Source organism: Microbacterium sp. BWR-S6Y, assembly GCF_041379845.1.
Taxonomy (GTDB): domain Bacteria; phylum Actinomycetota; class Actinomycetes; order Actinomycetales; family Microbacteriaceae; genus Microbacterium; species Microbacterium hydrothermale.
In genome coordinates this window covers 131,214-146,826 of the sequence record NZ_JBFECV010000007.1, presented here as the reverse complement: position 1 = coordinate 146,826, position 15,613 = coordinate 131,214, and the positions used below count along the sequence as shown (strand labels likewise).

Annotated in this window: 15 protein-coding genes; 7 read left to right on the top strand and 8 right to left on the bottom strand. The window is 73.0% G+C overall.

The genetic code is table 11. The features are described from left to right. Positions 1–70: 70 nt before the first annotated feature. Positions 71–991: a 2,3,4,5-tetrahydropyridine-2,6-dicarboxylate N-succinyltransferase gene (gene dapD, locus AB1K56_RS15105; RefSeq protein ID WP_371206315.1), complete on the bottom strand. Its 921-nt coding sequence runs from the start codon at positions 989–991 to the stop codon at positions 71–73. A gap of 44 nt (positions 992–1,035) precedes the next feature. Between dapD and dapE the strand changes: the two genes are divergently transcribed. The 3 genes from dapE (at position 1,036) to AB1K56_RS15090 (ending at position 3,621) form a co-directional block, all read left to right on the top strand. After that, on the top strand, positions 1,036–2,112 hold the full coding sequence (gene dapE / locus AB1K56_RS15100) for a succinyl-diaminopimelate desuccinylase (protein WP_371206314.1): 1,077 nt from the start codon (positions 1,036–1,038) through the stop codon (positions 2,110–2,112). Further along, the gene (locus tag AB1K56_RS15095; RefSeq protein WP_371206313.1) at positions 2,109–3,332 is read left to right on the top strand and encodes a hypothetical protein; all 1,224 of its coding nucleotides are present in this window, start codon (positions 2,109–2,111) and stop codon (positions 3,330–3,332) included. Before dapE ends, AB1K56_RS15095 begins: the two co-directional genes overlap by 4 nt. 115 nt (positions 3,333–3,447) lie before the next feature. Beyond that, positions 3,448–3,621 carry a DUF3117 domain-containing protein gene (locus tag AB1K56_RS15090; protein ID WP_136585308.1) on the top strand — a complete coding sequence of 58 codons (174 nt, stop codon included), beginning with the start codon at positions 3,448–3,450 and terminating at the stop codon, positions 3,619–3,621. Between the two features lie 242 nt (positions 3,622–3,863). Here AB1K56_RS15090 and AB1K56_RS15085 read toward each other — a convergent pair whose 3' ends face one another. After that, a complete protein-coding gene (locus tag AB1K56_RS15085) occupies positions 3,864–4,502 on the bottom strand; it encodes an O-methyltransferase (RefSeq protein ID WP_264631078.1) in 639 nt (212 codons plus the stop codon). Positions 4,503–4,574: 72 nt separating this feature from the next. On the opposite strand from AB1K56_RS15085, the gene AB1K56_RS15080 reads away from it, so the two are divergent. Continuing rightward, positions 4,575–4,946 (top strand): Sec-independent protein translocase TatB, encoded by a 372-nt coding sequence (locus AB1K56_RS15080; protein ID WP_371206312.1) that lies wholly within the window; start codon positions 4,575–4,577, stop codon positions 4,944–4,946. A 350-nt stretch (positions 4,947–5,296) separates the two neighbouring features. Here the strand turns inward: AB1K56_RS15080 and AB1K56_RS15075 are convergent, their stop codons facing one another. From AB1K56_RS15075 to AB1K56_RS15065, 3 genes are read right to left on the bottom strand one after another with little or no spacing between them, the layout of a single operon-like run. Then, entirely contained in the window at positions 5,297–6,445 is a 1,149-nt protein-coding gene (locus AB1K56_RS15075) for a P-loop NTPase (RefSeq protein ID WP_371206311.1), read from the bottom strand. Then, entirely contained in the window at positions 6,442–6,987 is a 546-nt protein-coding gene (locus tag AB1K56_RS15070) for a DUF1003 domain-containing protein (protein WP_136585312.1), read from the bottom strand. Before AB1K56_RS15070 ends, AB1K56_RS15075 begins: the two co-directional genes overlap by 4 nt. Continuing rightward, a complete protein-coding gene (locus AB1K56_RS15065) occupies positions 6,987–8,306 on the bottom strand; it encodes a magnesium transporter (RefSeq protein WP_371206310.1) in 1,320 nt (439 codons plus the stop codon). Before AB1K56_RS15065 ends, AB1K56_RS15070 begins: the two co-directional genes overlap by 1 nt. Positions 8,307–8,377: 71 nt before the next feature. On the opposite strand from AB1K56_RS15065, the gene AB1K56_RS15060 reads away from it, so the two are divergent. Continuing rightward, positions 8,378–9,160: a general stress protein gene (locus AB1K56_RS15060; protein WP_371206309.1), complete on the top strand. Its 783-nt coding sequence runs from the start codon at positions 8,378–8,380 to the stop codon at positions 9,158–9,160. Beyond that, complete coding sequence (locus AB1K56_RS15055) at positions 9,157–9,849, top strand: alpha/beta family hydrolase (protein ID WP_371206308.1); 693 nt, start codon at positions 9,157–9,159, stop codon at positions 9,847–9,849. Before AB1K56_RS15060 ends, AB1K56_RS15055 begins: the two co-directional genes overlap by 4 nt. 330 nt (positions 9,850–10,179) lie before the next feature. On the opposite strand, the gene AB1K56_RS15050 is transcribed toward AB1K56_RS15055, so the two are convergent. From AB1K56_RS15050 to AB1K56_RS15040, 3 genes are all read right to left on the bottom strand, one after another. Then, entirely contained in the window at positions 10,180–11,976 is a 1,797-nt protein-coding gene (locus tag AB1K56_RS15050) for a gamma-glutamyltransferase family protein (protein ID WP_371206307.1), read from the bottom strand. Continuing rightward, complete coding sequence (locus AB1K56_RS15045) at positions 11,973–13,418, bottom strand: aminopeptidase P family protein (protein WP_371206306.1); 1,446 nt, start codon at positions 13,416–13,418, stop codon at positions 11,973–11,975. Before AB1K56_RS15045 ends, AB1K56_RS15050 begins: the two co-directional genes overlap by 4 nt. A 71-nt stretch (positions 13,419–13,489) precedes the next feature. Then, complete coding sequence (locus tag AB1K56_RS15040; protein ID WP_371206305.1) at positions 13,490–14,521, bottom strand: endonuclease/exonuclease/phosphatase family protein; 1,032 nt, start codon at positions 14,519–14,521, stop codon at positions 13,490–13,492. Positions 14,522–14,707: 186 nt separating this feature from the next. Between AB1K56_RS15040 and AB1K56_RS15035 the strand changes: the two genes are divergently transcribed. Further along, positions 14,708–15,568, top strand: a complete 861-nt coding sequence (locus tag AB1K56_RS15035) for a PHP domain-containing protein (protein WP_371206304.1) — start codon at positions 14,708–14,710, stop codon at positions 15,566–15,568. The last annotated feature ends 45 nt before the right edge of the window (positions 15,569–15,613 follow it).

Genomic DNA, 15,613 nt, shown 5'->3' with positions numbered 1-15,613 from the left:
CTCCTCCCGAAGCGTGCCGCGGTGCAGCGCGGCCGGGAGGAACGGCGTCGTCGATCGTGCGGGTGGGACCTCAGGCGTGCAGTGCCTCGTTCAGCGTCACGCCGACGCCGGCACGCGCGGACGCCTCGACGGCACCGGTGAGCGAGTTGCGACGGAACAGGATGCCGTCGCGGCCCGACAGGTCGCCGGCCTTGACCGTCTCGTCGCCCACGCGCACCTTGGTCCCGGCCGTGACGTACAGCCCGGCCTCGACGATGCAGTCGTCGCCGAGCGAGATGCCGATGCCCGCGTTGGCGCCGAGCAGGGTGCGCGCGCCGATCGAGACGCGGTGCGTCCCTCCGCCCGAGAGGGTGCCCATGATGGAGGCGCCGCCGCCGATGTCGGTGCCGTCGCCGATCACCACGCCCTGCGACACGCGCCCCTCGATCATCGAGGCGCCGAGGGTCCCGGCGTTGAAGTTGACGAAGCCCTCGTGCATCACCGTCGTGCCGGGGGAGAGGTGCGCGCCGAGGCGCACGCGCGAGGCGTCGGCGATGCGCACTCCCGCGGGGAGGACGTAGTCGGTGAGGCGCGGGAACTTGTCGAGTCCCTGCAGCTGGATACCGTGGCGCTTCAGCTGCGGGAGGGTGCGCGCCGCGGTCTCGGGGTGCATGGGGCCGGCGTTCGTCCACGCGACGTTCGGGAGGTGCCCGAAGATGCCGTCGAGGTTGATGTCGTTGGGGCGCACGAGCAGGTGCGACAGCGCGTGCAGACGGAGGTAGGCGTCGACGGTCGAGGTGGGGGCGGCGTCGGCGTCGATGGTCAACGCGACCGTCTCCACGACGACGTCGCGACGCTCGTCGGGGCCGGTCGACGACTCCAGCGCCGCAGCCGCGGCATCCAGGTCGTCGGGGACGCCGAGAACCGGCTTCGGGAACCAGGCGTCGAGCACCGTCCCGTCGGTGGTCCGCGTCGAGAGGCCGGCAGCGCTGATGCGTCGTTCGTTGCTCACAGGCCCAGGCTACCGGCGGGACCGCGTGTGAAAGGATCGGTGGCATGACCGCGCTCGACCTCACCGCCTCCTCCGTCGACCTCACCCGCGCGGTCTGTGACATCGCCAGCGAGTCGGGCGACGAGAAGACGTTGGCCGACGCCATCGAGGCCGCCCTCGCCGGATACGGTCACCTCGAGGTCATCCGCGACGGCGACACGATCGTCGCGCGGACCGACCTGGGCCGCGCGCGTCGCGTCGTGATCGCGGGGCACATCGACACGGTTCCCATCAACCGCAACCTCCCGGTCGAGGAGCGCGAGATCGACGGCGAGGCTTTCCTCTGGGGCCGCGGGACCGTCGACATGAAGGCGGGGGTCGCGGTCCAGCTGAAGCTCGCCGTCGAGCTGACGGCTCCCGGGGTCGACATCACCTGGATGTGGTACGACCACGAAGAGGTCGATTCGTCGCTCAACGGCCTCGGCCGACTGTCGCGCCATCGCCCCGACCTGTTCACCGGTGACTTCGCGATCCTCGGCGAGCCGAGCAACGGAGAGGTCGAGGGCGGGTGCAACGGCACCCTGCGCGCGCTCGTGCGCACCTACGGCGTCCGCGCCCACAGCGCCCGCTCGTGGATCGGCGAGAACGCCATCCACAAGGCCGCACCGATCCTCGCCCGCCTGGCGGAGTACCACGCGCGGACCATCGCGGTCGAGGGGCTCGAGTACCGCGAGGGGCTCAACGCCGTGCGCATCACGGGCGGTGTCGCCGGCAACGTCATCCCCGACGCGTGCGAGGTGGAGGTCAACTACCGTTTCGCGCCGAGCCGTGACGCCGCCGCCGCGGAGCGCGTCGTGCGCGATGTGTTCGCGGGCTTCGACGTCGAGATCGTCGACATCGCCGAGGGGGCGCGTCCCGGCCTCGACGCCGAGCTCGCCCGCGAGTTCGTGGAGGCCGTCGGCGCCACGCCCACGCCCAAATACGGATGGACCGACGTCGCGCGGTTCTCGGCCCTCGGCATCCCCGCCGTCAACTACGGTCCGGGCGACCCGCACCTCGCGCACCACGACGAGGAGCGGGTGCCGGTGGCGCAGATCGACGCGGTCGAACGGGGCCTGCGGGCCTGGCTGAGCGGGTCGTGACGACCGCGGTCACGGTTCCCGCGCCGGTGCGCGCGTGGCGGGCGCTGCCCGTGGCCGCGCGCATCGCCGTGATCTACGTCGCGGCGCGTCTGGTGACCACGGGTTTCTTCCTGCTGGCGTCGAGCCTCTCGGGCCCCGGATCGCGGTACGGCATCGCTCCGTCGCTGGGCGATCTGGCCCTCGGGTGGGATGCGCAGTGGTACTGGTTCGCCGCGGTCTCGGGCTACCCGCAGCACCTGCCGATCACCACGACCGGGCACGTCGCCGAGAACGCGTGGGCCTTCATGCCGCTCTACGCCTACCTGTCCGCCGGCCTCGGCACGGTGCTCGGTTCGTGGGGCGCGGGGGCGGTCGCGATCTCGCTCGCCTCCGGCTACGGCGCGAGCGTGATGCTCTACGCTCTCCTGCGCGAGCGCATCGGCGCCTCCGCAGCGATGTGGGCCGTCGTGTTCTTCGCCAGTGGCCCGCTCGCCGCTCTTTTCCAGGTGGGCTACGCCGAGGCGCTCTTCCTCTTCCTGCTCTTCGTCGCGTTGTGGTGCGTCCAGCGTCGGCGGTGGGGGTGGCTGTACCTGCTCGTCCCGGTCATGGGATTCACCCGGCCCGGGATCCTGGCCTTCGCGCTGTTCCTCGCGCTGTACGGCGTCTACAGGTTCGTGCGTCGCCGCGCGGAGCCCCTTCCCGCGCGCGAGGTAGCGCACATCGTCGTGCTCGGGCTGCTGTCGGGGACGGTGGGCTTCGCCTGGCAGGCGATCGCGGCGGCAGTGACGGGGGACGCGGGCGCCTACCTCGCGACCGAACTGGCCTGGCGTCGCAACTGGATCGCCGACGGCAGCGGGGCGTTCGTGCCCGTCGAGGGCTGGGTGCAGGCCGCGGAGTTCTGGTTCACGCAGTGGGGTCTCGGTCCGGTCGTGGGCGTCGTCGCGCTCGTGCTGCTGATCGGTGCGGTGTCCGTCGCGCTCGTGACGCTGCCGCAGGTGAAGAAGCTGGGCGTCGAGGTGCGCCTGTGGTCGGCGAGCTATCTCGTCTACCTGCTGCTGGTGTTCTTCCCGCAGTCGAGCATCTTCCGTCTGCTCGTGCCGGTGTCGCCGCTGTGGGGCGCGCTGGCGGTGCCGCGCTCGCTCCGATGGCGCGTGGGCGTTCTCGCCGCGGCGCTGCTGGGCCAATGGTGGTGGATCTACAACATGTACGCCCTGGGGAACACGTTCTGGCAGATCCCCTGAGCGCCCCTGCGCACCTCCTCTCGCGTCGGGATGACCGACGGGGTCGGCGGTTCGACGAGGTCGTGCGCTGACGCACTAAACTAGTTCTCAGACCAACGAGGAAAAGGGGGCCGCGATGGCAGCCATGAAGCCGCGTACCGGCGACGGACCGATGGAGGCCGTGAAGGAGGGCCGGTTGATCATCGTGCGCGTGCCGCTCGAGGGCGGCGGGCGTCTCGTCGTCTCGGTGAACGACGCCGAGGCGAAGGAACTCCACGACGTGCTCGGTGGTGTCGTCGGCGCCGCCTGACGATCATCCCGCACGAAGGCCGGTCCCCTCGGGGGCCGGCCTTCGTCGTTCCCGGGGGCGCGGCATTCGGGATCGACGGGACGTGCGCGATCGCGGAGCCGCGGCGAGCGGCATCCGTCGTCCGCCCGCGCGCGAGAGCGGCGCACCGGAGCCGCCCGCTGCGGCCGCTCGCCGGGGAGGCCCGCCGCGGCGCACCGGAGCCGCGCGCGAGGGCTGCGAGCCGATCCCGCGCAGGCGATGCGTCAGGCGTCGGCCGCGCGCGTCGTCAGCTGGAGGAGGCCTTCGCCGGTGGTGGAGAGTGCGCCGATCACCGCGGGAGAGGCCTGCACCTCCTGGATGAGCGAGCGATAGGCCGTCGTGACGGCGTCGCGGCGCACCGGGTCGGCCACCGCTCCTCCCGCGAGCACGCGGGGGATCAGCACCGTCCCGCCCGCGCGCACGAGACGCAGGCCGTGCTCGACGTACTCGATCACGCCCTCGGGGTCGGCGTCGATGAACACGATGTCGTAGGACGCCTCGTTCATGCGCGGCAGCACATCGGAGGCGCGACCCGTGATGAACCGCGCGCGGGCGGCCGGCACCCGTGCGTCGGCGAACGCCTGCCGCGCGGCACCCAGGTGCTCGGGCTCGCTGTCGATGGTCGTGATCGTGGCGCGGGGGGAGCCGTGCAGCAGCCAGAGCCCCGAGACGCCGCCGCCGGTTCCGACCTCGACGATGTTCAGCGCGCGGGAGGCGGCCGAGATGACGGCGGCCTGCGCGCCGACGGCGGGACTCACCGGCGCGGCTCCGAGTTCGAGCGCGTGCGCCCGGGCGCGAGCGATGTGCTCGGGCTCGACCGTCGACTCCTGCACGAACCGTTCGTTCGCCTGCTGACCGCTCACGTGGACCTCCTCGACTCAGGCTAGACGGCCCGGGCGTGCGCGCCCCCGAGGCGCGGCCGGTAATCTGGTGCCATGTTCTTCGGCCTCACGATCGAGAAGCTGCTGCTGATCGGCGTGATCGCCGCTCTGCTCGTCGGCCCCGAGCGTCTGCCCCGCTACGCGGAGACGCTCGCCAGACTCACGAAGCGCGCGAAAGAGACGCTGCAGGGAGCCCGTACGCGCATGCGCGACGAGATGGGCCCCGAGTTCGACGACGTCGACTGGAAGAAGCTCGACCCCCGGCAGTACGACCCGCGGCGCATCATCCGCGAGGCGCTGCTGGACGACACCCCCACGGCGACCATGCGCGCCGCCGGGGCCGCCGCTCTCGCGGCGAAGCCCAAGCCGACGGTTCCGCCGTTCACGCCCGGGGAGCGGCCCCCGTTCGACGACGAAGCCACCTGAGCCGCGGGCGAGCGCCGGGGCCGGGGAGCGCGGGGGTTCACGACTCAGGCGGGTCCTTGAGCTTGTCGAAGGGGCCGTTGCGCGTGGGGGTCCGGTAGCTTCGACGGGCTCAGCCACCTCGTGGCGTGTGTGAGGTAGGTCGCTGAGCTTGCCGAACGGGCCGTTGCGCGTGGGGGTCCGGTGGCTTCGACGGGCTCAGCCACCTCGTGGCGTGTGTGCGGTAGGTCACCGAGCTTGCCGAAGGAGCCGGTGTGCGTGGGGGCCCGGTGGCTTCGACGGGCTCAGTCACCTGGTGTCTGTGTGTGTGGTCTCGGGCTCCGACGGGCTTGGCAGCCGGTGATGCGGATCCGTCAGACGCTCAGGCGCAGCGGCTTGCCCGCGAGGCCCCTCGGGCGGATCGCCAGCGCCGCGGCGGCGGCGTCGATCGCCCGGGCGGCGGGGTCGTCGGGCTGCGACAGCACGACGGGTCGGCCGTCGTCGCCCCCCGCGCGCAGAGCGGGACTCAGGGGGACGGAGGCGAGGAGCGGCACCTCCGCGTCGTCGGTCGACAGGGCGCGCGCCACCTCGTCGCCCCCGCCGGCTCCGAACAGGTCGAGGACGGTGCCGTCGGGGAGCGTCATGGCGGCCATGTTCTCGATCACGCCGATCGGACGTTGACCGGTCTGACGCGCCACGAGCCCCGAACGCACGGCCACCTCGGCGGCGGCCGCCTGGGGCGTGGTCACGACGAGGACATCGGCGTGGGGGAGCAGCTGTCCGACCGAGATCGCCACGTCGCCCGTTCCCGGCGGCATGTCGAGCAGCAGCACGTCGAGGTCGCCGAAGAACACATCGGTGAGGAACTGCTGCACCGTGCGGTGGAGCATCGGACCGCGCCACGCGACCGCGCCCGCGGCATCCTCCCCGGGGCGGCGCAGGAACATGCCGATCGAGATGACCTTCACGCCGTAGGCGACGGGCGGGAGGATCAGGTCGTCGAGGCGGGTGGGCGCCGGGGGCAGTCCGTCGTCGTCGACCAGACCGAGGAGTCCCGGGATCGAGAAGCCGTGCACGTCGGCGTCGATCAGACCCACGCGCAGTCCGCGCGCCGCGAGGGCGACGGCGAGGTTGGCGGTGACCGTCGACTTGCCGACGCCTCCCTTGCCGCTCGTGACGGCGATGACGCGGGTGAGCGAGTCGGGCCCGAAGGGCATCTCGCGCTTCGCGCGGCCCCCGCGCAGCTTCTCGGTCAGCGCTCTGCGCTCGTCGGGCGACATGACGCCGACGCGCACGTCGACCTCGTCGATCCCGGACACCGAGGCCGCGGCATCCCGCACGTCCCTCTCGATGCGGTCGGCGGCGGGGCAGCCCACGATCGTCAGGGCGATGCCCACCTCGGCGACACCGCCGCGCACGTCGATCTCGCGCAGCATGTCGAGCTCGCCGAGGGGGCGCCGCAACTCGGGATCGGTGACGGCGGCGACCGCGACGCGGACGCGCGCCGCGAGCTCCGCGGTCACGGGGTGGCCCGCGTCGACCCCGGGCGCGCGACCGCCTCGGGTTGCTCGTCGAGGCGTTCGAGCAGCGCCTTGAGCTCGGTGCGGAGCGTGTCTTTCGTGATGACCTCGTCGGTCAGGTCTTTCACCGCCATGCGCAGGGCGACGATCTCGCGCGCGAGGTACTCGGTGTCGGCGAGGTTGCGCTCGGCGCGCTGGCGGTCCTGCTCGATCTGCACGCGGTCGCGGTCGTCCTGACGGTTCTGCGCCAGCAGGATCAGGGGAGCCGCGTACGACGCCTGCAGCGAGAGCACGAGCGTGAGGGCGGTGAAGCCGATGTCGGCGGAGTCGAAGCGCAGCTCATCGGGCATGAGGGAGTTCCACCCCATCCACACCACGCAGAACAGCGTCAGCGACAGCAGGAAGGTCGGGGTCCCCATCGCACGGGCGACCCACTCGGTGAAGCGCCCGAAGCGGTCGCGCGAGGGCTGCGGCGCACGCGGGGCGAGGACGCCGGTGCGCCCGCGGGGCGCATCGAGGGCGGGCGTCTTGTTGTTGCGTGCCATCAGCGCCTCCTCGGGGTCTGCGGGATCTGGGTGGGGATGCTCTGCGTCTGCAGGGCTCTGACCGAGGTCGGGGGTTTCGGATCGTCGCTGTCGTGCGTGCGCCAGTCATCGGGCAGCAGGTAGTCGAGCACGTCGTCGACGCTCACGCAGCCCACGAGGCGGTGCGCCTGATCGACCACGGGGAGCGAGACGAGGTTGTAGCTCGCGAGCAGGCGCGCGACCTCGGCGGCCGTGGCGTCGGCGGGCACCGGCTCGAGCGTGTCGTCGATGATCGCCCCGAGGCGCTCGTGCGGCGGGTAGCGCAGCATGCGCTGGAAGTGCACCGTCCCCAGCAGACGTCCGGTGGGCGTCTCGTAGGGCGGGAGGGTGATGAACACGGATGCCGCCAGGGCGGGGTGCAGCTCGTGACGGCGGATGAGGGCCAGGGCCTCGGCGACCGTGGCATCCGCCGAGAGCACGATCGGCTCGGGGGTCATGAGACCACCGGCGGTGTCGGGGCTGTACTGCAGCAGGGCGCGGACGTCGTCGGCTTCCTCGGGCTCCATGAGCTCGAGCAGCTGCTCGGAGCGCGACTCGGGGAGCTGACCGAGGAGGTCGGCCGCGTCGTCGGGCTCCATGGCATCCAGGATGTCGGCGGCGCGCTCGTCGCCGAGCTGCTCGAGGATGTGCACCTGCTCGTCTTCGGGCATCTCTTCGAGCGCGTCGGCGAGGCGGTCGTCGCTGAGCTCTTCGGCGACCTCGATGAGGCGCTCCTCGGGGAGGTCGAGGAGGGTGTTGGCCAGGTCGGCCGGCTTGAGCTCGGAGTACGTCGCGACCAGCTGCTCAGCGGACTGCGCCTCGCCGGGGGTCTGGTTCTCGCGCACCTCGCCCCACGCGGCGAAGGTGGTCGCACCCTTGGCGAAGGGCGATGCGCTCGTACGCGGGCGACGCAGGAACAGCTGCCCCACGTCCCACTCGCCGAGGCGGTTGCGCTCGATCGCGACGTCTTCGATCACCGCGCTGCCGGAGCCGTCGACGAGGCTCACGCGACGCCCGAGCATCTCGGCCATCACGCGCACCTCGCCGCCGCGCTGCTGGAAGCGGCGCACGTTGATGAGGCCGGTCGTGATGACCTGACCGGCCTGGATGGAGGTGACGCGTCCGATGGACACGAACACATGTCGGCGCCCGGGGATCTCGACGACGAGGCCCACGACGCGCGGCGCGGCCGACGCGCGGTAGATCACCACGACGTCGCGCACCTTGCCCAGGCGGTCGCCCGCCGGGTCGAACACCGTGCAGCCCGCCAAGCGGGCGACGAAAACCCTTTGCGTGCTCACCGGTACAGCGTAGTCCGCGCCTCATGCGCAACACCTCGGAACGCCCCAGGCGCGCGTGACAGGATGGTGAAATGAGTATGTTCGCACAGCGTCCGGGCGCCGGCCGTGACGAGGTCGGCGAGAAGATCGCCTCGTTCCCGACGTACGAGCAGGCCCAGAAGGCCGTCTCGTCGCTGATCGCCGGGGAGGTCCCCGCGCGCGACATCGCCATCGTCGGGTCGGGCCTGCGCTCGATAGAGCGCGTCACGGGCCGCCTCGGCTACGCCACCGCCGCGCGTTCGGGGGCGCTCAACGGACTGATGCTCGGTCTGCTGTTCGCCTTCATCTTCGTGCTCGGCCAGCCCACCGTGCAGATCTCGCTGTTCGTCGGCGTGCTGCTGGTGGGCATGGCGCTCGGCATGCTCCTCAGCCTCGGCACCTACTCGATCGTGCGCCGCCGCCGCGACTTCGCCTCGGTGATGCAGGTCGCCGCCGACCACTACGACGTGTGCGTGGCCGCGACGAGCGTGCACAAGGCGCGCGGCATCGTCGGCCCCTCCGGCGCTCCGCGCACCGTCGTGTCGCGTCCCGCGGTCTCGCCGTCTGACCCGCCGCAGTACGGTGAGCGCGTGACCCCCGGGTCGACCGCGCCCACCGCCCCGCCGCGGCCGCCGGCACCGACGGTCGCGCCCTCCGACGATGAGCCCCCGCGCTACGGCGAGCGGATCGCGCCGAAGGCGCCCGAGCCGCGGCCGCAGGCGCCGTCGGACGACGCCGGGCCCGGTACCTCGAGCGGATCGACCCCCGCCGCGGGGGACACCACCGGCACCGACGACGCCGCCGGAACCGACGCCACGCGACCGACCGAGCGGTGAGCGCCGACGCCGCTGCGGCGGCCGAGCCCGTCCGCATCGCCGTCGCGCTCCCGACCGGCGCCACGGAGGTCTCGGGGCTGTGGTCGGCGGCATCCGGATCCACCACCCGCACCACTGTCGCGCTCGCGCACGGGGCGGGTGCGGGCATGGAGCACCCGTTCCTCGCGGGCCTCACCGAGGCCCTCGTGGCCGACGGCGTGTCGGTTCTGCGCTTCGTCTTCCCCTACGTCGAGGCCGGACGACGGATGCCGGGACCCGCCGCACACGCCGTGGCGACGTGGGCGGGCGTCCAGGCGTGGCTCACCGGGGCGGCTCCGGGGGCGTACGCCGCCGTGGGGAAGTCGTACGGCGGGCGCATGGCATCCGTCGCCGCGGCCGAGGGGATCATCGCCCCCGCCGGGCTCGTCTACCTGGGGTACCCGCTGCACGCGCCCGGACGCAGCGACAAGCCGCGCGCGGCGCACCTGCCCGCGATCGGGACGCCGCAGCTGTTCATCGAGGGCGAGAACGACCCCTTCATCGACCCGCGCGCGCAGTTCGACGAAGTCGTCGCCACGTGCCGGGACGCGCGCGTGGAGTGGGTCGCGGGAGGCAACCACTCGTTCGAGGTGAAGGGCGCGCGGCGTCCGGCCGAGCAGATCGGTGCGGGGCTCGCCCCGGTGGTCGCGGGGTTCGTGCGGTCGCTCTGACGCCGCATCGCGCGCTTCGGGCGCTTGCACACCCGGGGTCGTGCTGCACAACTCCTGCAGATCCGAGGGGCGAGGGCGTGGAACGCGTCGAGGCGCTGGATTCTCCGGAGTTGTGCGGCCTGAGCGTCGGCGCAGGGGCGAAGGGCGTGGAACGCGTCGAGGCGCCGGTTACTCCGACGTCGTGCCGCCTGCGCGTCGGCGCGGGGGCGATGGCCGGGCACCCCGGTGCGGGCGGCCGCGGTAGGCCGGTGCGGGCGGGCGCGGGCAGCCCGGTGCGGGCGGCCGCGGGACGCTGCTGCGGGCCGCGCAGCGGCGTCCGACCGCTATGTTTCAGCGACCCGCTGCGTACCCCTGCGCGCCGCGGGGATTCGCGGCCGCCCACAGCGTGCCGTCGGCGCCCCGCCCGACGGCCGTGACGCGCCCCAGCGACCAGTCGCCCATGTGGCGCACGCGGTGCCCGCGCTGCTCGAGGCCCGCGATCACCTCGGCGCCGAGGCGGTCCTCGACTGCGACGCCCGCGGGCGTCCAGGTTCGCGGCCAGAACGAGTCGACGAGGGCCGTCGTGTGCAGGTTCGGGGCGTCGATGGCCTGTTGGGCCGAGTATCCGCCGACCAGCATGCGCAGCAGCACGGTGAGCTGCCACTGGTCCTGCTGGTCGCCGCCGGGCGAACCGAGGGCGATCACCTCGTCACCGCGCGAGAGCAGGGTCGGAGTGAGGGTCGTGCGCGGGCGGCGTCCGGGGGTGAGCGATGCCGGATGCCCCGGGACGAGCCACGTCGCCTGCAGCCGGGTGCCGAGGCAGAATCCCAGCGCGGGCACCGTGGGGGAGGACTGCAGCCACCCGCCGGACGGGGTCGCCGACACGACGTTGCCCCAGCGGTCGATCACGTCGATGTGGCACGTGTCGCCGCGGGTCTGCCCCGAGCGGTCGACCGTGGGTTCGCCGGTCGACCCGTCGGTGCGCGCGGGGTCTGTGCGCAGGGGAGGGCGCACCGGAGCGCGGCCCTCGGGGGACCCCGGATGCCACGCGGTCGAGGCTTCGGGTCCGATCAGGGCCCGGCGGGCGGCGACGTAGTCGTCGGCGAGCAGGGCGTCGACGCCGACGGTCCCATCGGCGTCGCCGAACCAGGCGTCGCGATCGGCGTAGGCGAGCTTCTGGGCCTCGAGCACGCGGTGCGCCCCCTCGACGGTCGCGGGATCGAGCTCGGCGTCGTCGGCGGCGTCGAGCATCCGCAGGGTGTGCAGCAGGGCGGGTCCCTGGGACCAGGTGCCCGCCTTGAAGACGTCCCACCCGCGGAACTCCGTGCTCACGGCCGGCTCGAATCCGGCGCTCCACGAGCGCAGGTCGTCCTCGTCCAGGATGCCGGCGTGATCGGCGCCGTCGGCGTGCCGATGCGGCTGCGCGATGAAGGCCGCGGCCTCGGGCAGCACCACGGTCATCCAGTGCGCACGGGCGGCGTCGATGCGCGCGGCGCGGCCGTCGCCGGGTACGTCATCGCCCCGGGGCCCCGCCGCGACCAGACTCTCGAGCACGTCGGCGTACGCCGGATTGCGCACGAGCGAGTCGGCGGCGGGAGGCGTGCCCTGCGGCATCCATCGCTCCGCGGACGACGGCCAGTGGTCGCGGAACAGTGCGGCGACCCGGGCGATCGTCACCGCGGCCCCCGCCACGAGCGGGTGCCCGTCGCGGGCGTAGCCGATCGCGTAGGCGAGCACGTCGCCTAGCTCCCAGGTGCCGTGATCGCGGAGCAGCAGCAGCCACGCGTCCACCGCCCCCGGCACCGCGGCCGCAAGACCGCCCGCGCCGGGGACGAGGTCGAGACCGCGCCCGCGGAAGTGCGCGATCGTCGCGCGGGCCGGTGCCGGACCCTGTCCCATTAGCACGACGGGCTCCGAGGCGCCCGCGGGCCGCACGAGGGCGACGAGGTCGCCGCCCGGTCCGTTCAGGTGCGGCTCGACGACGTGCAGCACGAAGGCACCGGCGACAGCCGCGTCGAACGCATTGCCGCCGCGCTCGAGCACGGCCTGGGCGGTGGCGGTCGCCGTCCAGTGCGTCGATGCCGACATCCCGAACGTGCCGCGCAGCGTCGGCCGCGTGGTGAAGGATGCCGGGGGCGTGAACGTCATCGCGACTGCCGGGCGATCCACTCCTCGACCTCGTCGGCGGTGCGCGGGATGCCCGCGGAGAGGTTGACGGGCCCGTCCTCGGTCATGACGATGTCGTCTTCGATGCGCGCACCGATCCCGCGGTACTCCTCGGGGACCGTCAGGTCGTCGATCTGGAAGTACAGACCGGGCTCGATCGTGAAGACCATGCCGGGCTCGAGCAGACCGTCGTAGTACATGTCGCGACGGGCCTGCGCGCAGTCGTGCACGTCGATGCCGAGGTGGTGGCTCGTCCCGTGCACCATGTAGCGGCGGTGCTGGCCGCCCTTGTCGGCGTCGAGGGCCTCGTCGGCCGTGACGGGGAGCAGGCCCCACTCGGCGACGCGCTTGGCGATGACCTCCATGGCGGCCTCGTGCAGGCGCCGGAACGGCACGCCCACGCGGGCCGCGGCGAACGACGCGTCGGCGGCCTCGCGCACCGTCTCGTAGATGCGGCGCTGGATATCGGTGAACGTTCCCGAGACGGGGAGGGTGCGCGTGATGTCGGCGGTGTAGAGGCTGTCGACCTCGACGCCCGCGTCGACCAGGATCAGATCTCCCGGCTTCACGGCGCCGTCGTTGCGGGTCCAGTGCAGATAGCACGCGTGCGGGCCCGACGCGGCGATCGTGTCGTATCCGACGCTGTTGCCGTCGGAACGCGCGCGCTGGTGGAACACGCCCTCGACCACGCGCTCACCGCGCGGGTGCTCGATGATGCGGGGGAGCTCGGCGACGATGTCGTCGAAGCCGCGGCCGGTGACCTCGACGGCCAGGGCCATCTGCGCGAGCTCGTAGTCGTCCTTGATCAGGCGCAGCTCCGAGACGAAGCGCGTCAGCTCGTCGTCGGTGCCCACCGTGCGGTCGTCCGCCTCGGGCGAGAACGCGTCCAGGTGCGCCGTGGTCAGGCCGAGGTCGGCGGCGACGCCGTCGAGGGCGGGACGCGGTCCGATCCAGAACTCGCCGATCGTGGCATCCGAATAGAACTCCGCCGTCGTGCGGTCGGCGCGCTCGCGGAAGTACAGCACGGCCTCGTGTCCCTCGTCGCGCGGCTCGAAGACGAGCACGGCGTCGGGCTCGGCGTCGCTGCCCCAGCCGGTGAGGTGCGAGAAGGCCGAGTGGGCGCGGAAGGGGTAGTCGCAGTCGTTGCTGCGCTGCTTGAGGCCGCCCGCGGGCACGACGACGCGCTGGCCGGGGAAGGCGCGCGAGACGCGCGCGCGACGCCGCGCGGCCCACGCGGCCTGCTCGCGCGGCTCGGGGAGCGCTGCCGGGTGCTCCGCCCAACCGGTAGAGATGGTGTCGAGGAAGCCGCGGGGGAACGGCGCCTTGCGGTTGCTGGGGGCGTCGAGGGCGACCTCGTCGGTCTGCGGCTCGGCGGTCGTGGGCTCGGCGGGTGCGGTCGTGTCGCTGGTGGAGGGGGCGTCCATCGTTCCAGTCTCGCACCCGTCGCCGCGTCGCGCACGGATGCCCCCGCACCGACGCGCGGGGAGGAGCCGTCTCAGCCCCCGGTGCGCTCCAGCTGCACGACGATCGGCCGGTGGTCGCTGCCGGAGCCGTCGAGGGAGCGCATCACGACCGAGCCCGACACGGTCCAGTCGGGCGTCGCCATGACATGGTCGATCGGGGCGCCGAGCAGGGCGGGCGCATCGGTCGGCCAGGTGCCCACCCCGCCGTTGCCGCTCTCCGACGCCGCGTCGTGGCAGCGACCGAGGGTTCCGCCGTCGACGCCCATGCCGGTCATGTGGTCGAGGGTCGCGTTGAAGTCGCCCGCGAGGATGACGTTGTCGCTCGCGCACTGGTCGGCGAGCCACTGCAGGTCGCTGCGCCACTGCGGCATGTACTCCTCGCGCGGGGCGACGGCGTGGGCGGCGACGATGATCGGACCGTCTCCCGACACGGGCATCGCCACGGCGCTGGGCACGGTGGAGGTGTTGCTCGACCCGTCGAGCGACGACTGGATGACGGAGTAGTCGCCGAGCTCGGGCCGGATCAGCACGGTGGTCGAGGTGGCATCCCATCCGGTGATGCCGTACTCGCCGTACTCGGCGTGGTGCGCCCACATCGGCTGGCCCATGTCGCGCATGAGCTTCGCGACCTCGGCGCCCGTGTCGATCGTCGTCTCGGGGAGCGTGACGACGTCGGCCTGCATGCCGACGGCGAACTGCGCGATCGACTCCGCCGAGGTCGCCGATCCCGCGGTGTTCCAGGTCATCACGCGCAGGCTCGTGTCGGTCTTGGCCGGCAGCGCCTCGGTGCCGAGACCGCGCTGACTCAGCAGGGCGACGTTGACCCCGCCGGCCAGGCCCAGGATGAGCGCGAGCACGAGCGCGAGGGCGCGGAGGGGCCGGATGAGGGCGAACAGCAGCATGAGCAGCGTCGCGGCCACCAACACGGCCGCCAGCGCCGCGCGGAAGGAGATGATCTGCGCGAGGGGGAAGGTGCGCTCGAGTCCGAAGGCCGAGGGCCACGTGAGCACCGCAGCGCCCGCCGCGAAGACGAGCGCGACGAGGAATCCGAGCAGCCGACGCACCCGACCGACCCTAGGACAGCCGTCTGGGAGATCGGCGGATGCCGGCAGGGTGGAGCCCGAGCGTCGTCATTGTGAGGGTGGGTGACGGGGTGCCCGGAGACGGCAGGGCGCGATACCGCGCGGCACGACGAGGCCCCGCGGTGCCCGCGCGCGCCGCGGCGGAACCCGGAGCGATACGCTCGACGGGTGCCACACGATCGTCGATTCCACGGACCGGCTGATCTGCACCTGCACTCCTCGCACTCCGACGGCACCGAGCCCCCCGCCGAGGTGATGGCGGCCGCCCACCGCCACGGCGTGCGCACGGCCGCGCTCACCGACCACGACACCACCTCCGGCTGGGCCGAGGCCGCCGAGGCGGCGACCTCGCTCGGGATGACGTTCCTCCCCGGCATGGAGTTGTCGGCCCGGCACCGGTGGCGCAGCGTCCACCTGCTCGCCTACCTCGTCGATCCCGACGACGCGGGCCTGCGCGCGATGACCGATCGCATCCGCTCGTCCCGCCTCGATCGCGCCCAGATCATGGCCGAGCGCATCTCGCACGACTACGACATCGCGTGGGACGACATCGTCGCGCAGACCACCGACGGCGCGACCGTGGGACGCCCCCACATCGCCGACGCCCTCGTCGCGCGGGGGATCGTGGCCGACCGCACCGAGGCGTTCGCCGGCATCCTGCACCCTTCCGGCGACTACTACGTCGCGCTCTACGCTCCCGACCCGGTGACCGCCGTCGAGCTGGTCGTCTCGGCGGGGGGCGTGCCGATCGTCGCACACCCGGCCGGTCGTGCCCTGCTGCCCGACAGCGTGATCGAGGCGATGCTCCGGGCGGGCCTGGCGGGATTCGAGCTCGCGCACCGCGAGAACCTTCCCGAGCCCACCGCGCTGCTCGCCGCCCTCGCCGCGGAGCGCGACCTCATCGTCACCGGGTCGAGCGACTATCACGGCCTCGGCAAACCCAACGTCCCGGGGGAGAACACCACGGCCGACGACATGGTCGCGCGCATCGTCGCTCGCGGCCGCGGAACGGCGCCGATCTACGCCTGAGGCGGGGGCCGCCGCGCCGGTGCGGGCCGGGGCGCCGGGGTGGGC

Bases quoted from the DNA above. Each gene is read 5' to 3' on its own strand.
- AB1K56_RS15045 (WP_371206306.1), bottom strand. From the start codon at position 13,418: ATGGACGCCCCCTCCACCAGCGACACGACCGCACCCGCCGAGCCCACG.
- AB1K56_RS15070 (WP_136585312.1), bottom strand. From the start codon at position 6,987: ATGGCACGCAACAACAAGACGCCCGCCCTCGATGCGCCCCGCGGGCGC.
- AB1K56_RS15090 (WP_136585308.1), top strand. From the start codon at position 3,448: ATGGCAGCCATGAAGCCGCGTACCGGCGACGGACCGATGGAGGCCGTG.
- AB1K56_RS15060 (WP_371206309.1), top strand. From the start codon at position 8,378: ATGAGTATGTTCGCACAGCGTCCGGGCGCCGGCCGTGACGAGGTCGGC.
- dapE (WP_371206314.1), top strand. From the start codon at position 1,036: ATGACCGCGCTCGACCTCACCGCCTCCTCCGTCGACCTCACCCGCGCG.
- AB1K56_RS15050 (WP_371206307.1), bottom strand. From the start codon at position 11,976: ATGACGTTCACGCCCCCGGCATCCTTCACCACGCGGCCGACGCTGCGC.
- AB1K56_RS15080 (WP_371206312.1), top strand. From the start codon at position 4,575: ATGTTCTTCGGCCTCACGATCGAGAAGCTGCTGCTGATCGGCGTGATC.